Source organism: Nitrososphaerota archaeon, assembly GCA_016872055.1.
Lineage (GTDB): Archaea > Thermoproteota > Nitrososphaeria > Nitrososphaerales > Nitrosopumilaceae > Nitrosotenuis.
In genome coordinates this window covers 119594-143604 of sequence record VHBH01000003.1, presented here as the reverse complement: position 1 = coordinate 143604, position 24011 = coordinate 119594, and the positions used below count along the sequence as shown (strand labels likewise).

Annotated in this window: 23 protein-coding genes; 11 read left to right on the top strand and 12 right to left on the bottom strand. The window is 41.4% G+C overall.

All coding sequences use genetic code 11. The annotated features are described in order from the left end of the window. Positions 1–3 precede the first annotated feature (3 nt). Positions 4–1056 carry an N-acetyl-gamma-glutamyl-phosphate reductase gene (locus tag FJ354_03950; protein MBM3905822.1) on the bottom strand — a complete coding sequence of 351 codons (1053 nt, stop codon included), beginning with the start codon at positions 1054–1056 and terminating at the stop codon, positions 4–6. Positions 1057–1140: 84 nt separating this feature from the next. On the opposite strand from FJ354_03950, the gene FJ354_03945 reads away from it, so the two are divergent. Then, entirely contained in the window at positions 1141–1392 is a 252-nt protein-coding gene (locus tag FJ354_03945) for a hypothetical protein (protein MBM3905821.1), read from the top strand. Here FJ354_03945 and lysX read toward each other — a convergent pair whose 3' ends face one another. Genes lysX through FJ354_03930 form a run of 3 tightly spaced genes read right to left on the bottom strand, consistent with a single transcriptional unit; the run spans position 1393 to position 3617 of the window. Beyond that, the gene (gene lysX, locus FJ354_03940) at positions 1393–2250 is read right to left on the bottom strand and encodes a lysine biosynthesis protein LysX (protein MBM3905820.1); all 858 of its coding nucleotides are present in this window, start codon (positions 2248–2250) and stop codon (positions 1393–1395) included. After that, positions 2251–2418 (bottom strand): lysine biosynthesis protein LysW, encoded by a 168-nt coding sequence (locus FJ354_03935; GenBank protein ID MBM3905819.1) that lies wholly within the window; start codon positions 2416–2418, stop codon positions 2251–2253. Between the two features lie 11 nt (positions 2419–2429). After that, a complete protein-coding gene (locus FJ354_03930) occupies positions 2430–3617 on the bottom strand; it encodes an argininosuccinate synthase (GenBank protein MBM3905818.1) in 1188 nt (395 codons plus the stop codon). A gap of 167 nt (positions 3618–3784) precedes the next feature. Here FJ354_03930 and FJ354_03925 point away from each other — a divergent pair, with 167 nt between their 5' ends. The 3 genes from FJ354_03925 to FJ354_03915 are packed head-to-tail and all read left to right on the top strand — an operon-like array spanning position 3785 to position 6311. After that, entirely contained in the window at positions 3785–4798 is a 1014-nt protein-coding gene (locus tag FJ354_03925; protein ID MBM3905817.1) for an ABC transporter substrate-binding protein, read from the top strand. After that, positions 4786–5556 (top strand): ABC transporter ATP-binding protein, encoded by a 771-nt coding sequence (locus FJ354_03920; protein MBM3905816.1) that lies wholly within the window; start codon positions 4786–4788, stop codon positions 5554–5556. The genes FJ354_03925 and FJ354_03920 overlap by 13 nt, the downstream gene beginning before the upstream one ends. After that, positions 5553–6311 carry an ABC transporter permease gene (locus FJ354_03915; GenBank protein ID MBM3905815.1) on the top strand — a complete coding sequence of 253 codons (759 nt, stop codon included), beginning with the start codon at positions 5553–5555 and terminating at the stop codon, positions 6309–6311. The genes FJ354_03920 and FJ354_03915 overlap by 4 nt, the downstream gene beginning before the upstream one ends. A 293-nt stretch (positions 6312–6604) precedes the next feature. Here FJ354_03915 and FJ354_03910 read toward each other — a convergent pair whose 3' ends face one another. The 4 genes from FJ354_03910 to FJ354_03895 all read right to left on the bottom strand — a co-directional run bounded on the left by FJ354_03910 (position 6605) and on the right by FJ354_03895 (position 12594). Further along, complete coding sequence (locus tag FJ354_03910) at positions 6605–7699, bottom strand: MFS transporter (protein ID MBM3905814.1); 1095 nt, start codon at positions 7697–7699, stop codon at positions 6605–6607. 368 nt (positions 7700–8067) lie between these two features. Beyond that, positions 8068–10557, bottom strand: a complete 2490-nt coding sequence (locus FJ354_03905; protein MBM3905813.1) for a methionine synthase — start codon at positions 10555–10557, stop codon at positions 8068–8070. 303 nt (positions 10558–10860) lie between these two features. Then, positions 10861–11805, bottom strand: coding sequence for a methionine synthase (locus FJ354_03900; protein MBM3905812.1), 945 nt, complete (start codon positions 11803–11805; stop codon positions 10861–10863). Between the two features lie 24 nt (positions 11806–11829). Next, complete coding sequence (locus FJ354_03895) at positions 11830–12594, bottom strand: 5,10-methenyltetrahydrofolate synthetase (protein MBM3905811.1); 765 nt, start codon at positions 12592–12594, stop codon at positions 11830–11832. A 67-nt stretch (positions 12595–12661) separates the two neighbouring features. Here FJ354_03895 and FJ354_03890 point away from each other — a divergent pair, with 67 nt between their 5' ends. The 3 genes from FJ354_03890 to FJ354_03880 are packed head-to-tail and all read left to right on the top strand — an operon-like array spanning position 12662 to position 13873. Then, positions 12662–13219: a CoA pyrophosphatase gene (locus tag FJ354_03890; GenBank protein MBM3905810.1), complete on the top strand. Its 558-nt coding sequence runs from the start codon at positions 12662–12664 to the stop codon at positions 13217–13219. Positions 13220–13275: 56 nt separating this feature from the next. Further along, positions 13276–13434, top strand: a complete 159-nt coding sequence (locus tag FJ354_03885) for a 50S ribosomal protein L39e (protein ID MBM3905809.1) — start codon at positions 13276–13278, stop codon at positions 13432–13434. A gap of 1 nt (position 13435) precedes the next feature. Continuing rightward, complete coding sequence (locus FJ354_03880; protein MBM3905808.1) at positions 13436–13873, top strand: 50S ribosomal protein L31e; 438 nt, start codon at positions 13436–13438, stop codon at positions 13871–13873. 314 nt (positions 13874–14187) lie between these two features. Here the strand turns inward: FJ354_03880 and FJ354_03875 are convergent, their stop codons facing one another. From FJ354_03875 to FJ354_03865, 3 genes are all read right to left on the bottom strand, one after another. Then, on the bottom strand, positions 14188–15132 hold the full coding sequence (locus FJ354_03875) for a cell division protein FtsZ (GenBank protein MBM3905807.1): 945 nt from the start codon (positions 15130–15132) through the stop codon (positions 14188–14190). Positions 15133–15202: 70 nt separating this feature from the next. Then, on the bottom strand, positions 15203–16471 hold the full coding sequence (locus FJ354_03870; protein ID MBM3905806.1) for a tRNA (N(6)-L-threonylcarbamoyladenosine(37)-C(2))-methylthiotransferase: 1269 nt from the start codon (positions 16469–16471) through the stop codon (positions 15203–15205). Between the two features lies 1 nt (position 16472). Then, positions 16473–17834, bottom strand: a complete 1362-nt coding sequence (locus tag FJ354_03865) for an aspartate ammonia-lyase (protein ID MBM3905805.1) — start codon at positions 17832–17834, stop codon at positions 16473–16475. 156 nt (positions 17835–17990) lie between these two features. Here FJ354_03865 and FJ354_03860 point away from each other — a divergent pair, with 156 nt between their 5' ends. The 3 genes from FJ354_03860 to FJ354_03850 all read left to right on the top strand — a co-directional run bounded on the left by FJ354_03860 (position 17991) and on the right by FJ354_03850 (position 21509). Continuing rightward, positions 17991–19331, top strand: a complete 1341-nt coding sequence (locus FJ354_03860) for a copper oxidase (GenBank protein ID MBM3905804.1) — start codon at positions 17991–17993, stop codon at positions 19329–19331. Between the two features lie 68 nt (positions 19332–19399). Continuing rightward, a complete protein-coding gene (locus FJ354_03855; protein MBM3905803.1) occupies positions 19400–20332 on the top strand; it encodes a 3-phosphoglycerate dehydrogenase in 933 nt (310 codons plus the stop codon). A gap of 319 nt (positions 20333–20651) precedes the next feature. Further along, positions 20652–21509, top strand: a complete 858-nt coding sequence (locus tag FJ354_03850) for a hypothetical protein (GenBank protein MBM3905802.1) — start codon at positions 20652–20654, stop codon at positions 21507–21509. Here the strand turns inward: FJ354_03850 and FJ354_03845 are convergent. Next, positions 21506–22102 (bottom strand): hypothetical protein, encoded by a 597-nt coding sequence (locus tag FJ354_03845; protein MBM3905801.1) that lies wholly within the window; start codon positions 22100–22102, stop codon positions 21506–21508. The genes FJ354_03850 and FJ354_03845 overlap by 4 nt on opposite strands. A 188-nt stretch (positions 22103–22290) precedes the next feature. Here FJ354_03845 and FJ354_03840 point away from each other — a divergent pair, with 188 nt between their 5' ends. Next, positions 22291–23817: a cryptochrome/photolyase family protein gene (locus FJ354_03840; protein MBM3905800.1), complete on the top strand. Its 1527-nt coding sequence runs from the start codon at positions 22291–22293 to the stop codon at positions 23815–23817. Positions 23818–24011: the final 194 nt, after the last annotated feature.

Sequence of the window (24011 nt, the reverse complement as noted above, 5' to 3'; positions counted from 1 at the left end):
TTCTTAAACTGGGGTTAGTGGCGAATATCTTAGTCCGTCCATTTCATCAAAGCCTGCCATGATGTTCATGTTTTGTATAGCGGAGCCTGCTGCACCCTTCATTAGGTTGTCTGATGCAGATAATGCGACTAGTCGGTGGTTATCTTCGTCGATATCAAACCCAATGTCGCAGAAATTAGAGCCTACCACAAACTTTGGATCTGGGAACTTGTAGAGGCCTTTCTTGTCTCGAATTAGTCTGATGAATCTCTCGTTTTTGTACATTTCACGGTACATCTTCCAGAGATCAATTTCATTGACCTCCTTTGTGAGGAATGTATGGTTTGTACATAATATCCCTCGGACAATATCTACAGCATGTGGGCTCATTGATACTTTGATTGGCTTTCCAGATATCTCTGATAACTCTTGTTCTATTTCACCTGTATGTCGGTGCTTTGCTGGCTTGTATGGTCGAATAACACCTGAACGCATTGCGTGGTGTGTACCTGCAACACTGCCTGCCCCTGCACCTGAAGAGCCGATTTTAGAGTCAACGACAATGTGCTCTGTGTCAATAATGTTGTTTTTGACAAGTGGTGCTATGGCCAACATTGATGTTACTGCCATACAGCCTGGACATGAGACCAGCTGAGCGTTTTTGATGTTTTCTCGGTGCAATTCTGGAACGCCAAAGACTGACTTTGTCAGATATTCTGGGTGTGGGTGTTCCCAACCGTACCACTTGACATATGCTTCTTTATTGTGTAAACGATAATCTGCTGACAAATCCACGACCTTGAGACCTCTGTCGTATAGAGCTTTTACAATTTCTGTTGCTGTGCCATGTGGAACTGCAGTAAATACAAGGTCGCACTTGTCTGACATTCTATCATAGTCTAGCTCTGAAAATGTCATCTCGGTGAATCCCTTGAGTGCTGGCTGAACTCGATGTAGATATTCGCCGACATACTGACGTGATGTAACTTGTGTGATCTCTACTTTGGGATGTGTGACTAGTAATCGTAGCATTTCTCCTCCGACATAACCTGATGCTCCGACTACACCTACTCGCAACATGTTCCTACACTCAATATGGTATAATTTATTGTATTCTGCATCAGAAAAAAATTTATTTAATTTCATATAGTTCAATTTTTGTTGCCAAAATCTGATCGCGATTTAATCAAAAAACGAAAAGCTGACTATAATCGAAGCAGGTACAAAAAAGACCCGGCGTTTAAAGAAAAGCTAAAAGAATCATATAGGAAATGGTATGCTAAAAACAAAAAATCCGTAATCGAGAGAATTTCTAGGAATCACCACAAAAATCATAATGATTATTTACAATACCAAAAAGAGCACTATCGTTATCTCAAGTACAGACGAAAATATGCTTCAAAATCTGGCTAATTATTTTCTGATTTGACTTATTGCAAATTTTACCATTTCTTGCGGGATGTTTTTCTTTGCCACTTTGGCTAGGCCCTTGAATTCCACAGTGTTATTCACTTCATGACATACTAATCCTCGAGTTTTATCCTCCATCAAGTCAATTCCTAGTATTCCACCGCCTACTGCCTTGGATGCCTTGAGGCAAATATCTTCAACCTCTGGTGTAATCTCGCACATCTCTGGGTCTCCACCTAATGCAATGTTTGTCTTAAAATCACCTTGTGATTTGCGATACATTGCAGCTACTACATGGTCGCCTACTGTTATTGCGCGGATATCGCGTGGGGGCCTGTCAATCATTTCCTGCAAATAGTATATTCTGTCATGCGAGCCGTCCTCAATGTCGCGCATTTCTATTATGGCCTCTGTTGTGTCTTTGTCACGCAATGGCATGACGCCTCTGCCCCAGCTCCCAATTACTGGCTTTATTACAATTGGATAGCCTACTTTATTTATGAGATTCATTGCCTCCTCGGATGAAAATGCAAAGTATGTCTTGGGTGTTGGAACGCCTGCTTTTTTTAGCAATAGTGATGTGACCATTTTGTTTCCACAGTTATCGGCTACTTTGTGGGAATTGAACACCGGGACATCTAAAAATTCTAAACAAGAGGTAAAGTGTAAGCCTCGAAAATAGCTTACACATCTTTCTAGGACTACGTCGCCAAAGTCAACATCAGATCTTCTGGTTTCTGTGCTTAGATGCGTAATTTTTGCATCCAGCATTATTGTATCATGCCCAAGTGTACTTGATGCATCTTGGAGCATCTTCTCTTCCAGCCTTATTCTGTCAAAGATGATACCGACTCTGGACAACTATTCTCCCCAGTCTTCGCCTACGCTTTCTGCTGGCTTTAGCGTCACAGTTGATCCGCTTTTTGTTGCGATTTCAAAGTCTGCGCCACATTCTGAGCAAGTTACTATTTCGCCTACTGCTGCGTCATCTGGGATATTGATTTCTGCGTCACATTCTAAACAATTCATTACGATCCTTCTCACCCCTTGTTTGATAATTTATTAGCTTCTGTTGTTTGCAGTCCCCACAGCTCTACAAATCCAGTTGCCTTTCTTTGATCAAAGGCAGATCCCTTTCCGTAGGTTGCAATGTCATGACTATACAAAGAGTACTTGGATTTTCTTCCAACCACTCGGAAGCTTCCCTTGTATAGCTTGAGTTTAACTGTGCCAGTCACTACCTTTTGGGACTGGTTGATGAATTTGTCTAAGTCTCGCTTCAATGGGTCTTGCCACAATCCAGAATATGCAAGCCATGTCCACTCTTGGTCGACTAGACTCTTGAACTTGTTTTGGTGCTTTGTATGTACCATTTTTTCCAGGTCAGAATGTGCTTCAATTAGGCACAGTGCAGCTGGGGTCTCGTAGACTTCGCGTGATTTTATTCCGACTACGCGGTCTTCTATGTGATCAACTATACCAACACCGCACGAGCCTGCAACCTGGTTTACGTATTCGATTAATTTGATTGGCGATAATCTTTTTTTGTCAACTGCGACTGGGATTCCCTGTTCGAATGTTATCTCTAGGTATTTTGCCTTGTCTGGTAGATTCTTTGTCTTTACCCAGATGAATGCATCCTCTGGCGGCTCTACATATGGGTCTTCTAGGTTTCCACCTTCGATTGCTCGACCCCAAAGATTTTGATCAATAGAGAATTTCTTTGATACCGAGTCAATTGGAATTCCGTGTTTGTTTGCAAATTCTAACTCGGTGGTTCGGTCTAGGTTTAGGTCTCTGATTGGAGCAATGATTGGCAAATTGGAACCGGAGCCAAATGTTACATCAAATCGAACTTGGTCGTTTCCTTTGCCTGTACATCCGTGTGCTAACGCATCTACTTTTTCCTTTTTTGCTATCTCTAAGACCTTTTGTGCAATTAATGGTCGTGCCAGCGAAGTAGCTAGACAGTATTTTTTCTGGTATAGGGCATTTGCCTTAATCGATGGGTGAATGAAATCTGAAACAAACTCTTGCTTTGCATCAATATTGTAATGTCGTAATACTCCGAGGTTTTTTGCCTTGGCGGCGATTTTTTTCTGGTCGCTTCCCTCACCTACATCTACCGTAACAGTGATGACATCCATTCGGTGTTTCTCTTGTAGATATTTGATAACAACCGAAGTATCCAGTCCCCCAGAAAAAGCAAGCACTGCCTTTTGTTTCATTAGAGCTTTTTCGTTAACTGATTTGCATTTATCCTTTTTGTTGATCTGGATTGATTTGAAAAATTTCTGATTCTAAAAATTTAGAAAAAATAATCAAGCCAAAAAATTAGCTATAGCTGCAGCTAAAATCCGATCACTATTTAACCAAAGTTTCATAACGCTGTTTTATGAAAATTCTGCCTTTGGCTGGTGTAGCAGTTGCAGCAATAGTTGCAATTTTTGCGATTTTGAGCGTAGCTACTGCCAATGATCCGGACAAAAACGAGGTCAGAGTCGCCTTTTTTGCAAACATCTCCCATGCAGTTCCAATCGTTGGGATGGAAAATGGATACTATAGCGATCAACTTGGTGACACCAAAATCAAGACCAAAATTGTTGATTCCGGCCCAGAGGCAATAGAGGCATTATTTGCAAATTCAATAGACATAGCATATGTCGGACCGGCCCCATTTGTCAATGGATATGTAAAATCCGGAGGAGATGGAATCAAGATTATTTCTGGTGCTGCAAACAACGGGGCAAGCTTTGTAGTGCAAAAGGATTCTACTATATCCGTACCATCTGATCTTGCTGGCAAAAAAATAGCGGCTCCATTTGTTGGAAACACGCAAGACGTCTCACTGAGAAATTATCTGGCCGAAAATGGACTCAAGCCAGCTGAAAAGGGAGGAAACGTCATTATCTACAACATTGCAAATGCAGAAATCAACACCATATTTGCCAAAGGAGAAATCGATGCGGCATGGGTTCCAGAGCCAACAGCTACAATGCTAGTTGAAAACTTTGGAGGAAAGCGGCTCTTTCAAGAAGAGGAAATGTGGCCTGAAAAAAGATTTCCGTCAGTGGTATTGATTGGCAGGGCTGACTATATCGAAAAAAACCCCGAAATAATACAGAAGTGGCTTGTGGCGCATCAGCAGGCAATAGACTGGATAAACCAAAACCCGGAACAAACAGAATCTACATACATTAAATTCTATAAATCACACACTGGAAAAACACTCAAAGAAAATATTGTTCACAATTCCTTTTCCAATATTGTATACACTTCGGAAGTCGATGTTGACGCAATCGAAATTTTTGCAGAGCGTGCCTATTCTCTGGGATATCTGGGAAGAGATGGATACAACCTAGATAACATTTATGCGAATAAAATGGAGGTTATTTCATGGCAAAGCTAGAAGCAAAGAATATTGTCAAGTACTTTGAGCATGACGGAAAGCCACTCAAAGCATTGGGAGGAATCAACCTCACAGTGGAAGATGGCGACTTTGTGTGCTTGGTTGGCCCATCTGGATGTGGCAAGTCTACATTTCTGAGAATTGCGGCTGGCCTACAAAAGCCAGACGAAGGACAAATTATGTTGGATAATAGACCAATCACAAAGACGGGACCTGACAGAATAATGGTGTTTCAGGAAGGAGCACTATTCCCATGGCTCAAAGTTCGCGACAATGTCGAATTTGGATTAAAGATAGCTGGAATTCCGGAATCAGAGCGACACCAGATTTCTGACCGATACTTGGACATGATGCAGCTATCAAAATTTGCCAATTCGTATACGTATCAGCTGTCTACTGGAATGAGGCAAAGGGTAGCAATAGCTAGGGCATTAGTAATGGATCCGGAAATTTTACTCATGGATGAGCCGTTTGCAGCACTAGATGCACAGACCAGAGACTTGCTGCTAGTTGAAATGCAAATGATCTGGCAGAAAACAAAAAAGACCATAATATTTGTCACGCACAGTATTTCAGAATCGACCGTTCTTGGAAACAAAGTTGTGGTTTTTACTCATCGTCCTTCCACTGTCAAGAAAACAGTTCCAATTGATCACAAAAGACCAAGACTAGTAGAAGACGAAACCCTGATCCCATATCAAAAGGAGATTTCTGCATTGTTGCGTCCAGAGGTAAAAGCAACGGAGGATTCTCAATGAGAGCAAAGTCGCTAAGCAAGAAAATTGGATTCTATGTTGGAATTGTACTGGTATGGCAGGCACTGGACATGGCAAATGTCTGGTCAGAAAGTGTTTTCCCATCCCCATATGAGGTGGCAGAAGACTTGGGATATGGTGCAGCTGATGGTACACTATGGATTGGAATTGGAACCAGCCTTTGGAGGCTTGCAGCTGGCTTTGCGATTGCAGTAGCTGGTGGAATAATGCTTGGAATATTCATGGCGCGGGTAAATACCGTCAATGAGACAATTGGATCAATTGTATTGGGATTGCAGTCGATTCCCTCTGTCGCTTGGGCACCACTGGCCATAATCTGGTTTGGGTTGACTGATGCTGGAATTATTTTCGTCACGGTCGCTGGTGCATTGTTTGCAGTTACTATAAACATGTACACTGGTGTTAAGAGCATTAATCCTGATTTTATTGCAGCTGCACAGAACATGGGTGCCAAGGGCGAGCAACTCATAACCAAGGTATTGATTCCAGCTGCATTTCCGTATCTGATTACTGGATTCAAGCAAGGCTGGGCGTTTGGCTGGCGAGGTGTTGTTGGAGCGGAATTGTTGTTTTCGTTTTTGGGCCTTGGATTTTTGCTAAATGTCGGTCGTCAGCTGTCTGATGTATCTCAGGTAATTGGAATGATGATTGTAATTATGATAATTGGTATTGTGATTGATGGTCTAATCTTCAAGAGACTGGAGGATAAGGTCATGGCAAGATGGGGTCTGCGATAAAATCTATGATCTGTTACTGATACCAAAATTACTCTTAGATTTTATTTTCATTTCCTAATTTCCAAACTGTTTATCATTGGTATTACAAGAACAACATTTCTAGTAGTCTCGATATTTACTTTGACTTTCCTTTTTTCGTATGTCTTTCCAGAATTTTCCTATTTATGTGAATTAAAAATTGATTATCCGCTTTCATTATTATCTCGTTGCTTAATACCCTCGATATTTCCAGTTGATTTGATTTAAGGATTGAAAGAATTTCTTGCTATTTTTTTGTGTACTTCCTTTTCCTATTATTTTTTAATCTTCAATGACACCAAAAACGCAACAATACAAATCCCGACTGCAAAATACATCACCGCAACATGGTTATACCAAAATGCTATTGAACCGGCAATGACTGGGCCGATCACGTTTGCAATCGATATTGTGGAATTCAACACTCCACTTGATGTTGACTTTGGATTATTCTCCATTAGGTGAATGCTTCCACCAATGTACAAAAACGCCCAGGTAACACCAACAAGAGCCATGCAGGGAATTGCCATCCACCAATCACTCATCACTGCCATTCCAGCAAAGACTAGCACAGTCAGACCAACACCAATCTTGAATTTGGTGATATTTTTGGTGTGGATTTTAGTTCCCATAAGATTCATCAAAACAAATGCAGTGACAGTATTTGCAACATATACAATTGATACTTCGTATAATTTAGCGCCAAATGTCTGAGTCAGCACCAGGGGCAAAATTGTCCAGACGGATGTTGCACCAATATGGCGCAGCAACAACGACAGGAAAAGATACTTGTTGCGAACGATTATCTTTTTTGTAGCGCCAGACTCGACTTCTTTTGCCATGGTATAGTTTGGCATTTTAGCAGAAAATGCAAGGCCTGCCAAGAACAAGGCTGCACTAATCAAAAATATTGTCTTTTCATTGTTTACAATGCCGGCTGCCACAATTCCTACCATCCAACCTAGTGCATGAAATGAAATCACAGATGCGACCTTGGACTTGTCCTTTCCGGATTCATAGGTATAGGCAAGCAATGCGGATACCATCATACCACTTGCAACACCGGCACCCAATCTTACCAAAAGGAGGTAAAAGGAGTTATCCGCGATATAGTGAAGCCCAAACATTATGGCACAACTGACAAAGCCAATTCGAATAAAGATCAACCTCGCTCCTTTTGCATCAGAAATTCTTCCAAAATACAGGCTGGACAAAATCTGCGCCAAGAAAAATGATGATATTGTTAATCCGACTTCGAATATGTTGGTCGTAAGTGATTGCGCCAAAATCGGCATGAAAACATAGACTATGGATACGCCGGCGTGCTGGAAAAATGTAGCGCCTCGTAGTAGGTTGTTTAGTTGTTTCATGAATTCTCTAATTTAAAACAGATCACAAATCTGATTAATTTAATTCAAAGTGATGACTCTTCAATTTAATTCATGACTGCGCTAGAACCCAGCTGAAATTCTAATCTTTTCCAAATACTGATTTATGATCGCAGACACACAAAAATGGATGATGTTTTCATTATACACCATTCTGTAGACCGTTCCGTCATGTCCATTCAATTCATTAGACGAAACTCAAAGATTCGATTTGTATTCTCTCAAATCTGCTGGATTTTCAGAATCTACAAGTGTCAGTATTCCCTCATCCACAAACTGTTGACGAACTGAATCAAAATTCTTGTATTGTCTAATAAAAAGGCAGGTAATTATGATGTAAACTGAACTGCTTACAGTACAAAATATTCTGCATCTGTATGGTGAACAACAATTGCCGCAGTGGACTGTTCTGGAATGATTTGGCCTGCCTCTGTTAGCATCATGCCTGATTTTGAAGGATCAATTAGCTTCCACACCAAGTGGTGCTGTGATACATCTGGGCAGCTTGGATAACCCCATGAATATCGCAGGCCACGACTTCCACTGATTTTCAACTCATCTCGGATTCTATCGTTTATTAGCTCAGCCATTGCCTCTGCTGTTTCCACTGCCAAACCATGCAAATAGTATGCATCGGTGTAGCGGTCTTCCTTATTCCACTTGTCAATAATTTCCTGCACTTTGTTTCCAACAGTCACTGACTGGAATGCAACTACGTCATTCTGACCAAAGTAATCAGTCAAACACAGGTGCTTGCTTTGAGTGGACCTTGGAAAGTCAAACTCTACAGTTCCATCTGGGCCATCAACTAGGAGCTTGTCTTTTCCATGACACGCAAAATATCCATACACAGCACGAGGTTCAAAGAGTTTTTCATCCAGCACTCTTTTCTTCCATTCTGCTAGCAACTTCTCGCCTTCCACATCGGCATTTTCCATCCCTCTACCGCGCAGACCCCAAGACAGCACAAATAGCGATTTTTTTGAAAGCTTTTCCCAAATCTTATTCATGTCAAAGTCCTTTGGCTCTAGTCTTGTTGGCTGATTCAATACTGGTGCCACTGGCGGAGTCATCGGCTTTACATCGGAACGTGGCATCTCGCCATGTGCTTTTTCCACTTTGGTTTCCTTCCAGTTTTGGATTTTCTCCTTCCATTCAGAGATGAATTTTGATTTTTCAGGTGATACCAGTCTGTCCATAGTCTTTAGGCCATCAAACATCGTCTTGCAGTAAAACACACCATGCGGGTATATTGCACCTTCCTTTGCAATTCTGTTAATGTAATTAGAGTTGATTGCAGCACCGCCACATAATACTGGAATTGAAAGCTTGTTTTCTCGCACAAATTCCACAAAGTACTGCATCTGCTTTGATGTAGATACCAATAATGCAGAAAGACCAACTGCATCTGGCTTAACTTCATTGATTTTTTCCACAAATTTCTGCAGCGGTACCTGCTTGCCCAAATCATACACCGTATAGCCATTGTTTTCAAAGATTGTTTTGACTAGGTTCTTTCCAATATCGTGCACATCGCCATATACAGTACCTAGCACCAGCTTACCCTTGCTCGTTCCTTCTTCTTTTAGCAGATATTTTTCCAATTCTACTACCGCTGCCTTCATGCATTCCGCAGACTTGAGAACAAACGGCAGAATCAATTCTCCCGCGCCAAACTTGTCACCCACATCTTTCATTGCAGGTAATAGATCATCATTTAGCGTGGATATGGCTGCATCGTGCGTTGTTTCTTTTGGTGCATCAATAATTTTTCTTCCATCTTTTTCTGATATGGTGATTTTCTGAGTAATTTTTTCCGCTATTGCAGATACGACATCATTTTCAATTCCATCCTTTAATCGGTTCACAATTCTGAAATTGGCTCGCCTTCCTGCAGGCCAACTTGGATCAACCTCAATCTTTTTGGAACTTGTCACCTGCTTGCCGGCCTTTTCAAAGTGGGCAATCACATCTGCTAGGGCATTAGGGTGCGTATTGAATATCAAGTCCTCCACCAGCTTGCGCTCTTTTGCGTCAATTTCCGGATATGGGACTATCTCCTTGGCGTTAACAATGGCCGAGTCAAGGCCTACCTTAACTGCATGATACAAAAACACGGAATTGAGTATCTTGCGTGCAGAAGGCGCAAGACCAAACGAAATGTTGCTCAAGCCCAAAGTAGTAAACGCGTTTGGAAATCTTTTCTTGACCACCTTGATTCCCTCCAGCGTGTTTTTTCCAGCGTCCAAAAATTCTGTCTCCCCAGTGGCAAGTGTAAATGTTAGCACATCAAATACAAACTGTTCCTCTCGCAGGCCGTATTTTTTTCCAGTTTCGTACAACAGTTCCGCAGTTTCTAGCTTTTCCTGCGGGGTCTTTGCCATTCCCTTTGGACCAATGCACAAAGCAATTGCCGGCAGACAATATTTTGCCATAATTGGCGCAAGCTTGTGAAATCTGGAACCATCACCTTCCAGGTTAATTGAGTTTATCATAGGCTTGCCGGGAATCTGACTAATCGATGACTCTATCACACTAGGATCAGTGGAATCTATCACAAGCGGAGCATCGATTTCCAGCGATAGTCTTTTTACAAGTTTTTTCATAAACTCTAGCTCATCAGAACGCTCCGTTGTCGCAACGCATACATCCAGACAGTGCGCACCATCCTCCACCTGGATTCGTGCCAAGTCGATTAGTCCGTCAAAGTCATCAGACAGTACAAGCTGCTTTGCCTTTTTGGAGCCCTGAGTGTTTAGTCTCTCGCCAATTATCATTGGCGCAGGCTCTTGTCGTAGTTCTACTGCCTTTAGTGATGAGCTTACCCGTGGGATTTTCATTTTATTTCAAAAATTTGTGTCCTTTGTAAATATATGACAGTTTTTCTATTATTTACCGTATAGTTAGGGTATATTGGACAATAATGTGAGCCTCGTATGGTAATTTCGTGATTTTTTATAATCTGAAATGTTTTTCCATATTTCTTATAAATAATGTCTATATCAGAATATGAGATTCACGCTTTTAGTACGAAAATCTCATCTACCAAATGTGGAAAAGAGACGCTTTACTCCATTAGATGGTATTAATGAACAGCACCAACCCTTTATTGCGCAATTCCATTTTTGATAATTCACACGGTATTATTTTCGCTCATCAATTATTTTGCGCAATGCGGCAATGTGCGCAGGATTTGTCCCACAGCAACCGCCGATTATTCTTACCTTTTTGTATTTTGACAAAAAATCACCTAGTACATCCGACATTTTCTCCGGTGTCATCTTATACACTGCATGGCCTCCCTCGTTTTCCGGCATACCTGCATTTGGCACCACAAGCAAATTCAGGTCGTTTTGCTCATTCAACCACTGGACGCTGGACGTCATCTCTATTGGCCCAGTAGAACAGTTGAGGCCAAACACGTCAATTCCCATGTCCGATACCGTAGTATATGCGGCCTGGACGTTTGTACCCAATAGCATCTTTCCGTACTGATCCAGCGTGACATTCGCAATTAATGGAACCTTTTTGGTTTTTGCCATTGCCTCATGTGAACCTTCGATTGCAAGCTTTGTTTCTAAAATATCCTGGCTTGTCTCTATTAGTAGCGCATCCACTCCGCCCAAAATCATGCCTTCCGCCTGTAATTCATATGCCTCCCTGATTCTGTCTAGCGGAATTTGGCCCAAGTCTGGATCGTTGGAGCTGGGCAAAAATCCGGTGGGTCCCATACTACCTATGACATATCGAGGCTTGTCAGTAAATTCAGACGCTACACTGCATGCAAGCTCGGCAATTTTTTTGTTCATCTCTATTGTCTTGTCTCCAAATCCGTATTCTTCGAGCTTTAGCTTGTTAGAGCCAAACGAGTTTGTCTCGATACAGTCGGCGCCAGCCTCCAGATAACTCCGATGAATTTTTTTAATCCATTCAGGTCTTGTCAGTACTAACCCGTCATTGAATCCGTCTTTACCATCCGGAAAGTCTTCTGACTTTGGGTCAAATTTCTGAATTTCAGTCGCCATTGCACCATCAAATAATAAAATGTCATTTTTCATTGCATCCAAGAATGGAAGTTTTTGCGCCATGCAGAATTTCTGGTTATTCTCTTTTTAAGCTTTAATCTGCGTTAAAACCTTCAGTGCAGCCTTGGAATCATTGGGTGATGTAATTAGGATGTCGCGCGCAGACTTGTGAATCTCCTTGATGAAATCAAGCACAATTTCTTCATATTGCGCAAAATCGATTCCTACCATCTTTGCAGAGTTGGCGTTTTTCACAGACGGGATCATCACACATGGAATGATTTTGAATCCCTGCGGCTTTAGCTCGTCCACAATTCGATGAACCTGAGTAGGATCCTGTATTACCTGCGTGACAAATCCCGTGGGCTCGGCGTCGATTTTTTTCTGAATCTTCTCAAAGTCGGGATGTGCAGATATGGATAAAAAAAAGTCCAAATTCTTACCAAATCCTTGTTTTGTAAAATGTTTTACAACCTGGCTAGGTATCAGCTTCGAGTCTTTTGGTCCGGCAGGTGGCTCGTCGCCCTTTAGTATCAGCAAGCCATCCAATCCAAGTAGTACTGCATCGTACACCGATTGGGTCAGTGCGGTAATATTTCGATCCCGGACACGCAGACTGGCAGTAATGTCAAGCCTTACACCATTATTTCGAATTATGGCACCCGCAGTAATTGGAGAAATTCTTGGAACACCTAGTACCGAGTCAGTGAGGTGTATTCCATTACAATATTTGGAAGCAGAAATAATTCTTTTTTCGACCTTTCCAAGCAATCCACGGACTTGTTTGTGGGAGAGTGCTCCATCCTGAATAACTCTAGGTGGATTTATCTCGTATCGAATGGTCAATTTCAAAAATTATCTAATTTTCTTGATTAATAACCTTTGAAGGAATAAATCAATGAACAATCACTAATACATCATGAACGGAGATACACTGCGCCGAATTCTCAGCTCCAATATTATTCCACATCTAGATGATCACACCACAAAACATGCAGCAGTTATGATTGTGATATATGGAGAAGACCACAAAATAATCATGACTCAAAAACCACTTAGCATGCAACAGCATGCAGGCGAGATTGCATTTCCTGGTGGAAAAATCGACACAAATGATGAAAACCTACTGGAAACTGCAATTCGGGAAACAATAGAAGAAATAGGCCTAGCCGTGCCAAGGCAAAACGTCATAGGGCAGCTCAATCCAGTGCAGACAAGAAATTCAGGATTTACAATTATACCATTTGTTGCAATACTGGATCAAATAACACAACTACACCCAAACTCCGAAGTCGATGAGATACTTCACTTTCCAATCATACCGTTATTGCAAACACTACATGATGATGACGACCCAGGCCACAGGTCCGTCTTTGAGGCGTACAAGCTCACATACGATAACAAGCTGATTTGGGGCGCATCCGCTAGAATGCTAAAACAAATCGCAGACATTTTCCACTCTAACCAAATTCTGTAAAATTACACGCAAAAACTCAGATTCATTTAAAAATAGGATAAAATGCCTCAATTTTCATGGCGACAAGAAAGCATTCTGGACGCAAGATCAGACTACAAAAGAAAACGAAGCAAAATTCTGCAGTGCCAGCGTGGATTATTCTTAAGACCAAAAGACAGGTCCGCTCCAATCCAAAGCGCAGAGCTTGGAGATCAACTGACGTGGAGGTAGGATAATTTGTCCCAAGAAGCAGAGCGAGTATATACAATTAATCTGGGCAAGGTCTGGCTTTCACCAAATAACCAGAGAGCTAAGCGCGCAATCAATATGATTCGCGAGTTTACTGAACATCATATGAAGACAAGCCAGATCAAAATCGACCAGGATTTGTCCCATGCAATCTGGGAGAGAGGAATTCGCAGCCCGCCAAGAAAGATCCGAGTAAAGATGGCAAAGACCGACGACGGTTATGTAATGGTCTCACCATACGAGGAAGAGGAAAAACCAAAGGCAAAGAAGGAGGAACCAAAGGTAGAAGCCAAAGAAGAAACGACTGAGGAAAAGCCCGCAAAAGAGGAAAAGAAGACAGAAGAAAAACCGATAAAAAAAGAAAAGGCAGAACCAAAAAAGCCATCCAAAAAGAAAGCAAAAAAGTCAGCAAAGAAATCTAAATAATTTTTTAGAATAACTCCATCTTACATCAAATCAATCTTGTTATGAACCATGTCCAAATTACCGCACTGTGATGATTACCTAGAGTCATTACCTGTCGATGTCAAAGACACAATGGCAAATTCAGAATTGTTTTTGTGTCTTCTGCTCCAAGGCAAGGTAAAGAATCGCATAAAATGTTCAAGTTTTTGCGCTAGAGCATGCTGTTGTGCGAAATACAAAAAAACCTGACCAGTTTTTAATTTTGAAGAAATTTCTGTTTTATGTGATTTTTATTTGTTAAACAAGTTCTAAATTATTATCGAACACAGAAACTCTTAATCTAATTGGTATAGTTCAATTCCAGTTTTGATTGATGATTCCGGAACATCCCAATCTAGAGTGTTCTCCTTTGAAATCATTCCCAGTGGATCATAGGAATCAAATTTCATTGCACCCTCGACAGAGCTAACCATTACTACTTGGGACTTGTCTCCTTGCGTTGTTGCAAGTGATACGTCAGTATTGCCCTCATTGAATATTCCAGTTATGGTGTTTACTGCGGCATTTATTTTTCCAATAGAAACATTATCAGAGCCAAACACGTACAGCATTGTCTTTTTGACAGAGCTTGGGGGGGCGTCCTCGTAGAGCATTTGCACTGATTCGCGCAGTGATGCTTCGACGTCTTTTTCATTTTTACTTGTAGATAAAATGTTCAGATCATCAGAGATGCTAGATGACGCCAATGCATTTACGACATACATTACTGCGTGGTTTGTTATGTCATAGCATTTTGATACTGTAAGGTCAGGATTTGCTTCCAACAATGCGTCATTATCAACTACTATGGTAGAATCAGAACTAGCACGTAGTCTCTTGAGTGATACACCAGACAAAAACAATTTCTCTTTTTCAAATCTAAATGGCATTATTCCAAATGACAAGACTCGCTTTTTCTCCTCTTTGGCTATTGTTGCAACCAGTGGAGACACAGCACAGCCTGACTTGCCTGCTAGGTTTGCAAAAATCACAATAGTGTTATAGTTTGCAAACTTGTCGCGAATCCTGTACATTGACTTTTGAGCCTCTGCCCTAATGAGATATGCGGATGGGTTGACATAGGATTCTGCGTGAATTTTGATGTCATGATGGGAGCTCAGATCATTGCTGTCATGGCTGATTGCAAAGACGTCTGCTCCAATCAAGGAGGCCGCATCGTTTGCCATCTTTGAGCCTGCGCCACCTATTCCGACCAAAAGGACGGGCTGTACAAAGTCCATGTGAGACTCTTGCAAAATTCGATAAAAAACCTTCTTACTTAATTTTGATCCAAAGTCCGATCTAAAACTTTTAGCTAGCGATCACGCCGTAGAGTCCATGATTGGTTGCACGGTTTATCGTGACTTGGACTGAATCGCCCACTTTGACTGACTCCTCTACAAAGACCGACTTGTAGGCAAAGTTCCTTCCTCGAACCATGTCGTCTGTCTGCTCATCAAATAGTACAACACCAGTCCAACCAACCCATTCTTGGTTGTTCTGGAGTGCAATCTTGCTTATTACATCAAATAGTTTTTTGCTTCTGTTTTTGACCTCAGCTACTGGAATCTGGACTAGTTCTGCCGCTACGGTTCCAGGCCTCTGGCTATACTTGGATAGATTTACGACATCGGGCCGTGTCTCTTTGATTAGCGATACAGTGTCGGAAAAGTCCTCCTCGGTTTCTCCAGGAAATCCGACTATGACATCAGTAGATATTGTAACTCTTGGGAATCTTTCCCGGAATCGCTTTACCACATCTCGGAATGTTTCCGCAGTGTGACCACGCTTCATCTCTTGCAGTATTTTGTTGCTTCCAGATTGCACGGGAACGTGCAGGAACTTGAAGACTTTGTCGCTTTCAAAAGATTTTACCAAGTCATGTTTTATTTTTGGCATATACATTGGGTTCATCATGCCGACTCTGATCATAAAGTCATGTGGAATTTCTGATACTTGGTTTACCAACTCTGGTAGACTGGTCCCAATATCCAACCCATAACAACCATTATCAGTTGACGTGAGCCAGACTTCTTTGCATCCGTCTTGTACTTCAAAAGTTACTTGGCGTATTATGTCGCCGAGGCGATATGATTGAAGATCACCTCGTGCAAGCTTGGTCTGACAAAACGTGCAGTCACTCATGCAACCTGAAGCAATCTCTACTATTCCCACAATAGGATTGAGCCGGACTTTTGGCAGGCCTGTCTTGGTAACATCGGAATCCTCCAACTCTATTTTCTTTCTACCTGATAGTGTACTGTCGATTATTTGCAAAGTTTTTCCAATGGAATTAGGTCCCATCAGGCTAGCGTTTGGAGAAAACCGTTGTACAGATTTTGGCTCTGCCTTTGGCAGGCATCCCGCAACAACTAGAGGTTTTGACTTTAATCTCTTTATTCTGTTAACCATCTTGTTTGCAGTGGCGTCTTTGACAGAGCACGTCACAATCAAGTTCAAGTCAGCATCACGGGAACTCTCGGCCAAAGTATGACCGCCATTGACAATGAGTCCTGAAATCATCTCGGCGTCTGCAAAGCTAGCAGAGCAACCATAGGACTCGACCCAGATTTTTGCCATGCTACTTGAATAATGCGCTGATCTCTTTTTCGGTTAATAGTTTCTGTTCCACTACCAATTCCCGAATGGTTTTTCCAGTCTTTAGCGATTCCTTGAACAGATCGGCAGACTTTTGGTAGCCAATCTTTGGTGCGAGAAGTGTTACGATCACCGGGCTTTTCTCTATATTCTGTTTCAATCGTTCTGCGTTTGCAGTCAGGCCATCTATTAGATTCATTGAAAATATTGGCAGAAAATTCTTGAGCATGTCTGTACTATCTAATACGGCCTTTAGCATTCCGGGCAACATCACATTCAACTCGAATTGTCCACCCTGTGCAGCATTTGCAACTACTGTGTCATTTCCTATTATGCCAAAGCAAACCATGTTGAGGCATTCTGCCAATGATGGGTTGACCTTTCCTGGCATGATGGACGAACCCGCGTGAACTGCGGGTATACCAAGCTCGGATAGTCCCGCAATTGGACCGGATGCCATTAGCCGAATATCATTTGCAATTTTGTTTAGCTCCAATGCCAAGTTTCTAATTGCAGATGATACGTTTGCTACCGCAAATTTTGATTGTAATGAGTGCTGCATGTCAGGCTCTGGCCTTAGCTTTAAGCCGGAAATTCTGGCAAGCTCTGCAATTGATAGTTTTCTGAATCCCTTTGGAGTGTTTGCACCATTACCAACTGCTGTGCCTCCTAACCCGACCAACTCCAGTTCCTTGATTGCTAGAGTGATGGCGTTTTTTGCTTTGTTAATTGATGTGGCATATGCTGCAAATTCACTGCCAAGCGTTACCGGCAGGGCATCCATTAGGTGGGTCCTTCCTATCTTTTTGTAGCCTGAAAACTCCTTTGCCTTTTTGTTTAGTGATTTTATCAAAACATCGATTGCTGGAATGGTCTCTTTGAGATTCAGCAAAATGGCAACATGCATTGCAGTAGGGAATGTGTCGTTGCTGGACTGGGACATGTTCACGTGATCATTTGGGTGGAGGAACTCGTTTTGGCCTTTTTTCTTCCCCAAAATTTCCAGCGCCACATTACATATCACTTCATTGGAGTTCATGTTGAATGCAGTTCCAGCACCAGAATTGATCTCCTCAATTACAAATTGATCTTGGAACTTGCCAGACAGGATTTTATCGCATGCAGATATTATAGCATTACCAGATTTTTTATCCAATACACCACATTTTATGTTGGCAACTGCACAAGAACGCTTGATCATTGTGTAGGCCGAAATCAAGTGTTGGTGAGACTTTTTACCAGTAACATGATACTGAGCAATAGCACGGCCGGTAAATGCGCCATAGTATGCATCCTTTGGGATTTTTACTTCACCCATGGAATCTCTATCAGTCCTATACTCCAACGATACACTCAAAATTAACTAAAATAAATTCCCAGCGAAAAAGGCTCGGATCGCCAAATCCTACATTAATTAGCACTATTATTGGGATCAATGAAAATTCAACAAATTATTATATATGGTGGTACAACTATCAAACCCATGAATAAGCGTCACAGTATGCTATTTTCCGTTACAGCAGTAGCGGTATTGGCAGCAACCTTATTCGGAAGCACATACACACAATCAAACATTGCTGGTTCTACACTGGCAGCTTCCTCCAACGACAGCATGACTCAAAAAATCCATGACATGGGTGGCTTGAAGCTTGTTATGCCACAGGCATTTGCCGCAGTTAGTTGCGACAACGTCGAAGAGGGTAGAAATGTGGTTAGCTTAGATCTTTACGCAAAAAGTGTTGAACTCCCAATTATGGGCGGAAAGACTTACCAAGCCATGACTTTCAGTGGACAGGTCCCAGGACCAACCCTTAGAGTCACTCAAGGCGACGTCGTAATGATGACGCTAACTATACCAGAAGATGAACTAGTTCCACACGGAAACGACATGCATGCATCACAAATGACAGCTGGCTCATTTGGCAAAATATTGCCAGGTGAATCAAAATCATACTGCTTTGTAGCACAAGTACCTGGTACCTTCAAGTATCACTGTTCTGGTGTTGACGTTGCAGCAATGGATCAACATGTATTGTCTGGCATGTACGGAATGACAATCGTCGATCCAATCAAGGGCTACAAACCACTGATTGTCGAAAAGACTATGGTCAATGAAGACGGAAACGTCGTAATTGAAAGACAAAGACATTCCGGAGATGCACTTGAATTCCAACTCCAATACAATCAGCTTTACCTGGACGATGAAGGTAGATATGATTCAGGAAAAATGTTCAAACACGAGACAACCTACACAGTTGTTAACGGTATGTCATTTGGATACGTTCCAAACGAAGGCCACAACGAACTCATCTTGGATGATAAAAACAAAAACATCTTCGTGGTTCAACCATGGAACTCTCCAGACCTGAAACAATACCAATCACAAGCATTGTTCGTTGAAGCAGGCCAAAAAACAAGGATATTCATTGAGAATCAAGGCAATGAACCAGTTTACTGGCACGTAGTGGGTGAAATAATCGACCGTGTAACACAAGGCAATGTTGTGCAAGCAAGGGGCACAGAAACTTGGATGATCGGTGGCTCACAAGGCGCAATCTTGGACCTCGTCTTTGACGAACCAGGAGTATACGCTGCAGTGAATCACGATTATGCAGCAATTTTCACAGGTGCAGCAACAATATTTGTTGTCGGTGATCCATTTGGCTTGAATGAAAAACTGGCAGTAGATCCTCCAGTAGCATCCTATGCATACTTGCTTGGTAATCCAAGCGATGCAATTCCACCAAGTGGAAAGCACACAATTGAACATCCAAAGCAGAACTTACACGGATTGTACACAGATGAACGTGCTGACGAAATCAAGTCTGAATTAGGACTGTAAAAGCCTATTTCTTATTTTTATTTTTTCTTGTAAATGATTATATTTCGTGCATCTCGAGGCAACACTACATGAGTTTTTCAGAAAAAGTTTTGGTATGTGATCAGGTCGATGCAGTTCTAAACAACACTTTGCAAAAAAATGGACTAGCTGTAACATATGAGCCGCAAATAACACCAGAAGAGCTGGCAAAAAAAATCGGCGACTATGAAATTGTTATAGTGCGTAGTAGAACTACCATCACCAAAGATCTTGTAGAAAAAGCAACAAAATGCAAGATTCTCGCACGAGTCGGCGTTGGACTAGATAACATAGACACCGACGCAGCCAAGGCAAAAAACATCCGAGTCATAAATGCCGTAGAAGGCGCAATGAACGCAGTAGCGGAATTGGTAATTGGCCTAATGCTTGCAATGGCTCGCGACATTCCACGAGCAGACAGGGAGATGCGCAATAATAACTGGATAAAAAAAGAGCTCATGGGAACGGAACTAGCCGGAAAATACCTTGGTATTGTAGGTCTGGGAAATATTGGAAAAAGGCTGGCAAGGATGGCAAGAGCACTTAACATGAATATTATTGGTTTTGATGTAGTACCTATTGATCCCGAGTTTGCAAAAGAAGTTGGATTGATGAAGGCGGACTTGGACACACTACTCCAAAGTGCAGACTATGTCTCATTACACGTACCATTACTAGATAGTACAAAAAATCTAATCAATGCACAACGAATGGCATCAATGAAAAAAACTGCAAGGATAATCAATACTTCCCGTGGAGGTACCGTAGATGAAATAGCGCTATATGAAGCACTAAAGGCTGGTAATCTTGGTGGTGCAGCACTCGATGTGTTTGAAAAAGAGCCAGCAATTGGCAACAAGCTAATCAACCTACCTAATTTCATAGCAACACCACACATTGGAGCGCAGACAAAAGAGGCACAATCCCTGGCAGCGACTGTGATTGCGGAAAAGGTAATCCAGATTTTGCGTGGCGTAATCTAAACTAGGACCAAGAAAAATACCAAAATTGAAACATTTGTGCAGTAACAATACCTCCTATCTGAAACGTGAATCAGCAATTGTTCCTAAAAATTATCAGCCCGTATATGCCAAACACTGCCCGAGTCGGGATATAGCCAACCTAGGAATTGCCGTAAAATCATGATTTGAGGCTAGCTAAAGTGCTATTTTTGACCAAACAATCACAATAAAATCATCCCATAATTTATCAAAAATTCTTCAAATTCAATATTGATTTGAGCCTGAATACATCTAAACTAGGAAATAAACAATTAATACAGAATTTGGGGGAAAAAACCCAATGAAATTGCTTCTTGCCTTCGCACTATTGTCTATAATTATGGTATTACCCGGTGCATTTGCGTCGACTGCCTCAATTGAGGTAAATGGTAACACACATGAAATTACATATGAGGCAACAGGATTGACTGTCGATGGACTAGAGGTAGACACTAACACTCCGACTCTGTCTGTTTTGGTCACAACAACAGAAGTCGATGGCACTCTTGTGATTACATTGGATAGAGCATTTTTTGATTCCAGAACAGACGGCACGGACGATGATTTTTTGATACTGACCGACACAGATGAAGCAGTTTTTGATGAGCAAAAAACTGACTCTTCCCGGACACTAACAATTACAGTTCCCGTTGGAACCAATTCTGTTGATATCATATCTATTGGAACAACCAACTTTGGAACAGGCGAACCTGCAGCTCCGGAGGAAATGCCGCAAGAGATGCCAGAAACCACTGAAGAAACCCCAACCGCACCAGAGCCGACAGAAGAGTCGATCACTCTATGCGGACCAGGAACAGTACTTGATCAACAGACAAACACATGTATTCTAGAAGCAACACCTGAGCCACAAGAGACTACCCCAGTAGAAGAGACACGAGAAACATCAGAGGTCCGAGAATCCCAGCAATGTGGCCCAGGAACCGTGCTCAAGGAAGGCCAATGCGTACTAGATGAGACATGCGGACCTGGGACAATACTCAAAGATGGACAATGTGTCTTGGATACATCTACGCCGACATCATCCTCCACAAACATGGGCAAAGATCTCATAGTTGGAATATTTGCGGCATTTATCATTGCGTTTGTAGTGATGATGATTCTTTGGGCAATAGGCAGAGCGGGCAGACGCAAAAATTAGATTATCTTCTGATTTACTAGGTACTGCAATCCTCTGACAAAATCTGAATCTGTTATCTTTCTCTCATACCACCACTTACCGTTTGCCTTGTACCAGTCGGGAATGTCTGTTTTTTCCTCTAGTTTTTGGCCCACAGGAAGTTTGACTGTCTCTTTTTCAACCAAAAACTTCATGAGCATCGAATCGCTAATTGACCCATCTATCCACTGGGGAACTATGATGTTGCTACCTAAAGGCATCATGATGGTTCCTATGTCGACTAGCTGAAACGGAACCGATGTCGTTATTCCGTCATATTCTACCTGAATTTTGTATCTTCCTTCTCGAAACAGTTCTGAATTAAATGGGGCAGGAGTTGTAATTGTGGTTTTTTGATCTGTTATTCGTACTGGGATGTCGCTACTCTTTTTTCCTTCAGAGTCAATAATATGCAAAATGGCGTTCTTGCCGGTAACACTTGACACTGATATTGTAACAGAGAGGTAATCCCCGTAATTGTATATGGCCTTGCCTGTCTGAACAAAAACGGACTGTGCAGATGCAAGCGGAACCGACAATACAATCAACAACAACACTGCGAGCTTAACCTTCATGCACCCGCTCAGGCCAGACCAGAAAAAAATGTTACTGAAGTTATTCTTGATTTACTCTTCTAGCGATTTACTGAAATAGGAATCTTTACACTGTCGTCCGTGATTCAAAACCTTGCAAGTTCTGTACGAATTATCTCTATCTGACCTCACCAATTCTTTTTATTATTATCAAATCAATGAAAATTTGATTGGCAAATCTCGTTCTGATTCTAGGGGACCAGCTAAGCACGGCAATCTCGTCACTGGATAATTTTGATAAAAAGACAGACACCATCATAATGATAGAGGCAGTATCAGAAGCATCTTACGTACCACATCACCCAAAAAAAATCATTTTCATTTTCAGTGCAATGAGGCACTTTGCAGCCCAGTTGCAAAATTCTGGCTATCATGTCAACTACTCCAAACTGGACGACAAAGAAAACAAACAAAGCATCAGTGGCGAAATAATCCGGATTTTTAAGAAATCGAAATTTGACAAAGTAATTGTCACAAAACCTGGGGAATACCGCTTACTAGAAGAGATAAAATCATTATCGAAAATATCAGGATTGGAACTGGAACTGCGTGAGGATACGAGGTTTTTTTGTACTCTGGCTGAATTCAAAAAATGGTCCGAGTCTTCCAAAACCCATCGAATGGAGAATTTTTATCAGTTGATGCGAAAAAAACACTCTATTCTGCTAGATTCTGACGGCAAGCCAGAAGGTGGAAAATGGAACTATGATTCAGAAAACCGTAAACCCATTAAAAAAAATCCAGAGATTAATCTTCCTCCAAAATTTACACCTGATGAAATTACAAATCAGGTAATTGATCTGGTCAGAGAAAAATTTTCCAAAAATCCTGGAAAAATAGAACCATTCTGGTTTGCAGTAACGCAAAAGCAGGCAGAGCAGGCTTTTGATGATTTTCTCAAATTCAAGCTTGCTAAATTTGGTGACTATGAAGATGCAATGATAACGGACAACGGATTTTTATTTCATAGTGTCATTTCGCTGTATCTGAATGTCGGATTTTTAGATCCCAAAAAAATCATCAATACCGTACAAAAAAAATACAGGCAGGGATTAGTGCCGCTAAATTCTGCAGAGGGATTTATCAGGCAGATTCTGGGCTGGCGCGAATTTGTGCGCGGAATTTACTGGACTTTTATGCCTGAGTATGCAACTAGAAATTTTTTTAACAATAAGAAAGACCTGCCAGAATTTTTCTGGACTGGCAATACGGATCTGAATTGTATGAAAAACTGTATTCAGCAAACCCTGCAGGAATCATATGCTCATCACATCCAGAGATTAATGATAATCGGTAATTTCTCTCTACTAGCAGGACTAGAGCCAAAGCAGGTAGCAGAGTGGTTTCTCTCAGTATATTCTGATGCCTTTGAATGGGTTGAGCTACCAAACGTGTATGGCCTGGCAATATATGCAGACGGCGGACTCATTGCCTCAAAACCATACGTTTCATCGGGCAATTACATCCAGAAAATGTCAAATTACTGCGATAATTGCAAATATGATATTAAAGAAAAATCAGGCAAAAATGCCTGCCCGTTTAACTATCTGTATTGGAATTTTCTAATATCCAACAAGGAAAAGCTACAAAAAAATCCCCGAAACTTTGTCATGTATAATACAATTGGCAAAATGGATGATTCCAAAATAATATCAATAAAAAAGGATTCAGCGAAATTTTTAAAAAACTTGAAATGATCTAGTATCCGAAAGTATACTTTCCAATTCTTTTTGCATCAGGTCGATTTGAGTTTTTAGCTCATACACTACGATATCTACTACATATTTGACAATGATATTGTCTGTGCAAAAGAATTCACTTAATCACTCTGATTTGTCCTGAAAAATTCCCCTTTTGTAGAAAAATTAGGTCTTTGCCAAATCTGATCTAC

What these genes read in the sequence shown, in the direction of transcription:
- FJ354_03915 (MBM3905815.1), top strand. Translation starts at nt 5,553, where the DNA reads ATGAGAGCAAAGTCGCTAAGCAAGAAAATTGGATTCTATGTTGGAATT.
- FJ354_03870 (MBM3905806.1), bottom strand. Translation starts at nt 16,471, where the DNA reads ATGGCAAAAATCTGGGTCGAGTCCTATGGTTGCTCTGCTAGCTTTGCA.
- FJ354_03925 (MBM3905817.1), top strand. Translation starts at nt 3,785, where the DNA reads ATGAAAATTCTGCCTTTGGCTGGTGTAGCAGTTGCAGCAATAGTTGCA.
- FJ354_03900 (MBM3905812.1), bottom strand. Translation starts at nt 11,805, where the DNA reads ATGGCGCAAAAACTTCCATTCTTGGATGCAATGAAAAATGACATTTTA.
- FJ354_03845 (MBM3905801.1), bottom strand. Translation starts at nt 22,102, where the DNA reads ATGAAGGTTAAGCTCGCAGTGTTGTTGTTGATTGTATTGTCGGTTCCG.
- FJ354_03875 (MBM3905807.1), bottom strand. Translation starts at nt 15,132, where the DNA reads ATGGACTTTGTACAGCCCGTCCTTTTGGTCGGAATAGGTGGCGCAGGC.
- FJ354_03860 (MBM3905804.1), top strand. Translation starts at nt 17,991, where the DNA reads ATGCTATTTTCCGTTACAGCAGTAGCGGTATTGGCAGCAACCTTATTC.
- FJ354_03935 (MBM3905819.1), bottom strand. Translation starts at nt 2,418, where the DNA reads ATGAATTGTTTAGAATGTGACGCAGAAATCAATATCCCAGATGACGCA.
- FJ354_03855 (MBM3905803.1), top strand. Translation starts at nt 19,400, where the DNA reads ATGAGTTTTTCAGAAAAAGTTTTGGTATGTGATCAGGTCGATGCAGTT.
- FJ354_03905 (MBM3905813.1), bottom strand. Translation starts at nt 10,557, where the DNA reads ATGAAAATCCCACGGGTAAGCTCATCACTAAAGGCAGTAGAACTACGA.
- FJ354_03885 (MBM3905809.1), top strand. Translation starts at nt 13,276, where the DNA reads ATGGCGACAAGAAAGCATTCTGGACGCAAGATCAGACTACAAAAGAAA.
- FJ354_03910 (MBM3905814.1), bottom strand. Translation starts at nt 7,699, where the DNA reads ATGAAACAACTAAACAACCTACTACGAGGCGCTACATTTTTCCAGCAC.
- FJ354_03930 (MBM3905818.1), bottom strand. Translation starts at nt 3,617, where the DNA reads ATGAAACAAAAGGCAGTGCTTGCTTTTTCTGGGGGACTGGATACTTCG.
- FJ354_03850 (MBM3905802.1), top strand. Translation starts at nt 20,652, where the DNA reads ATGAAATTGCTTCTTGCCTTCGCACTATTGTCTATAATTATGGTATTA.
- FJ354_03890 (MBM3905810.1), top strand. Translation starts at nt 12,662, where the DNA reads ATGAACGGAGATACACTGCGCCGAATTCTCAGCTCCAATATTATTCCA.
- FJ354_03920 (MBM3905816.1), top strand. Translation starts at nt 4,786, where the DNA reads ATGGCAAAGCTAGAAGCAAAGAATATTGTCAAGTACTTTGAGCATGAC.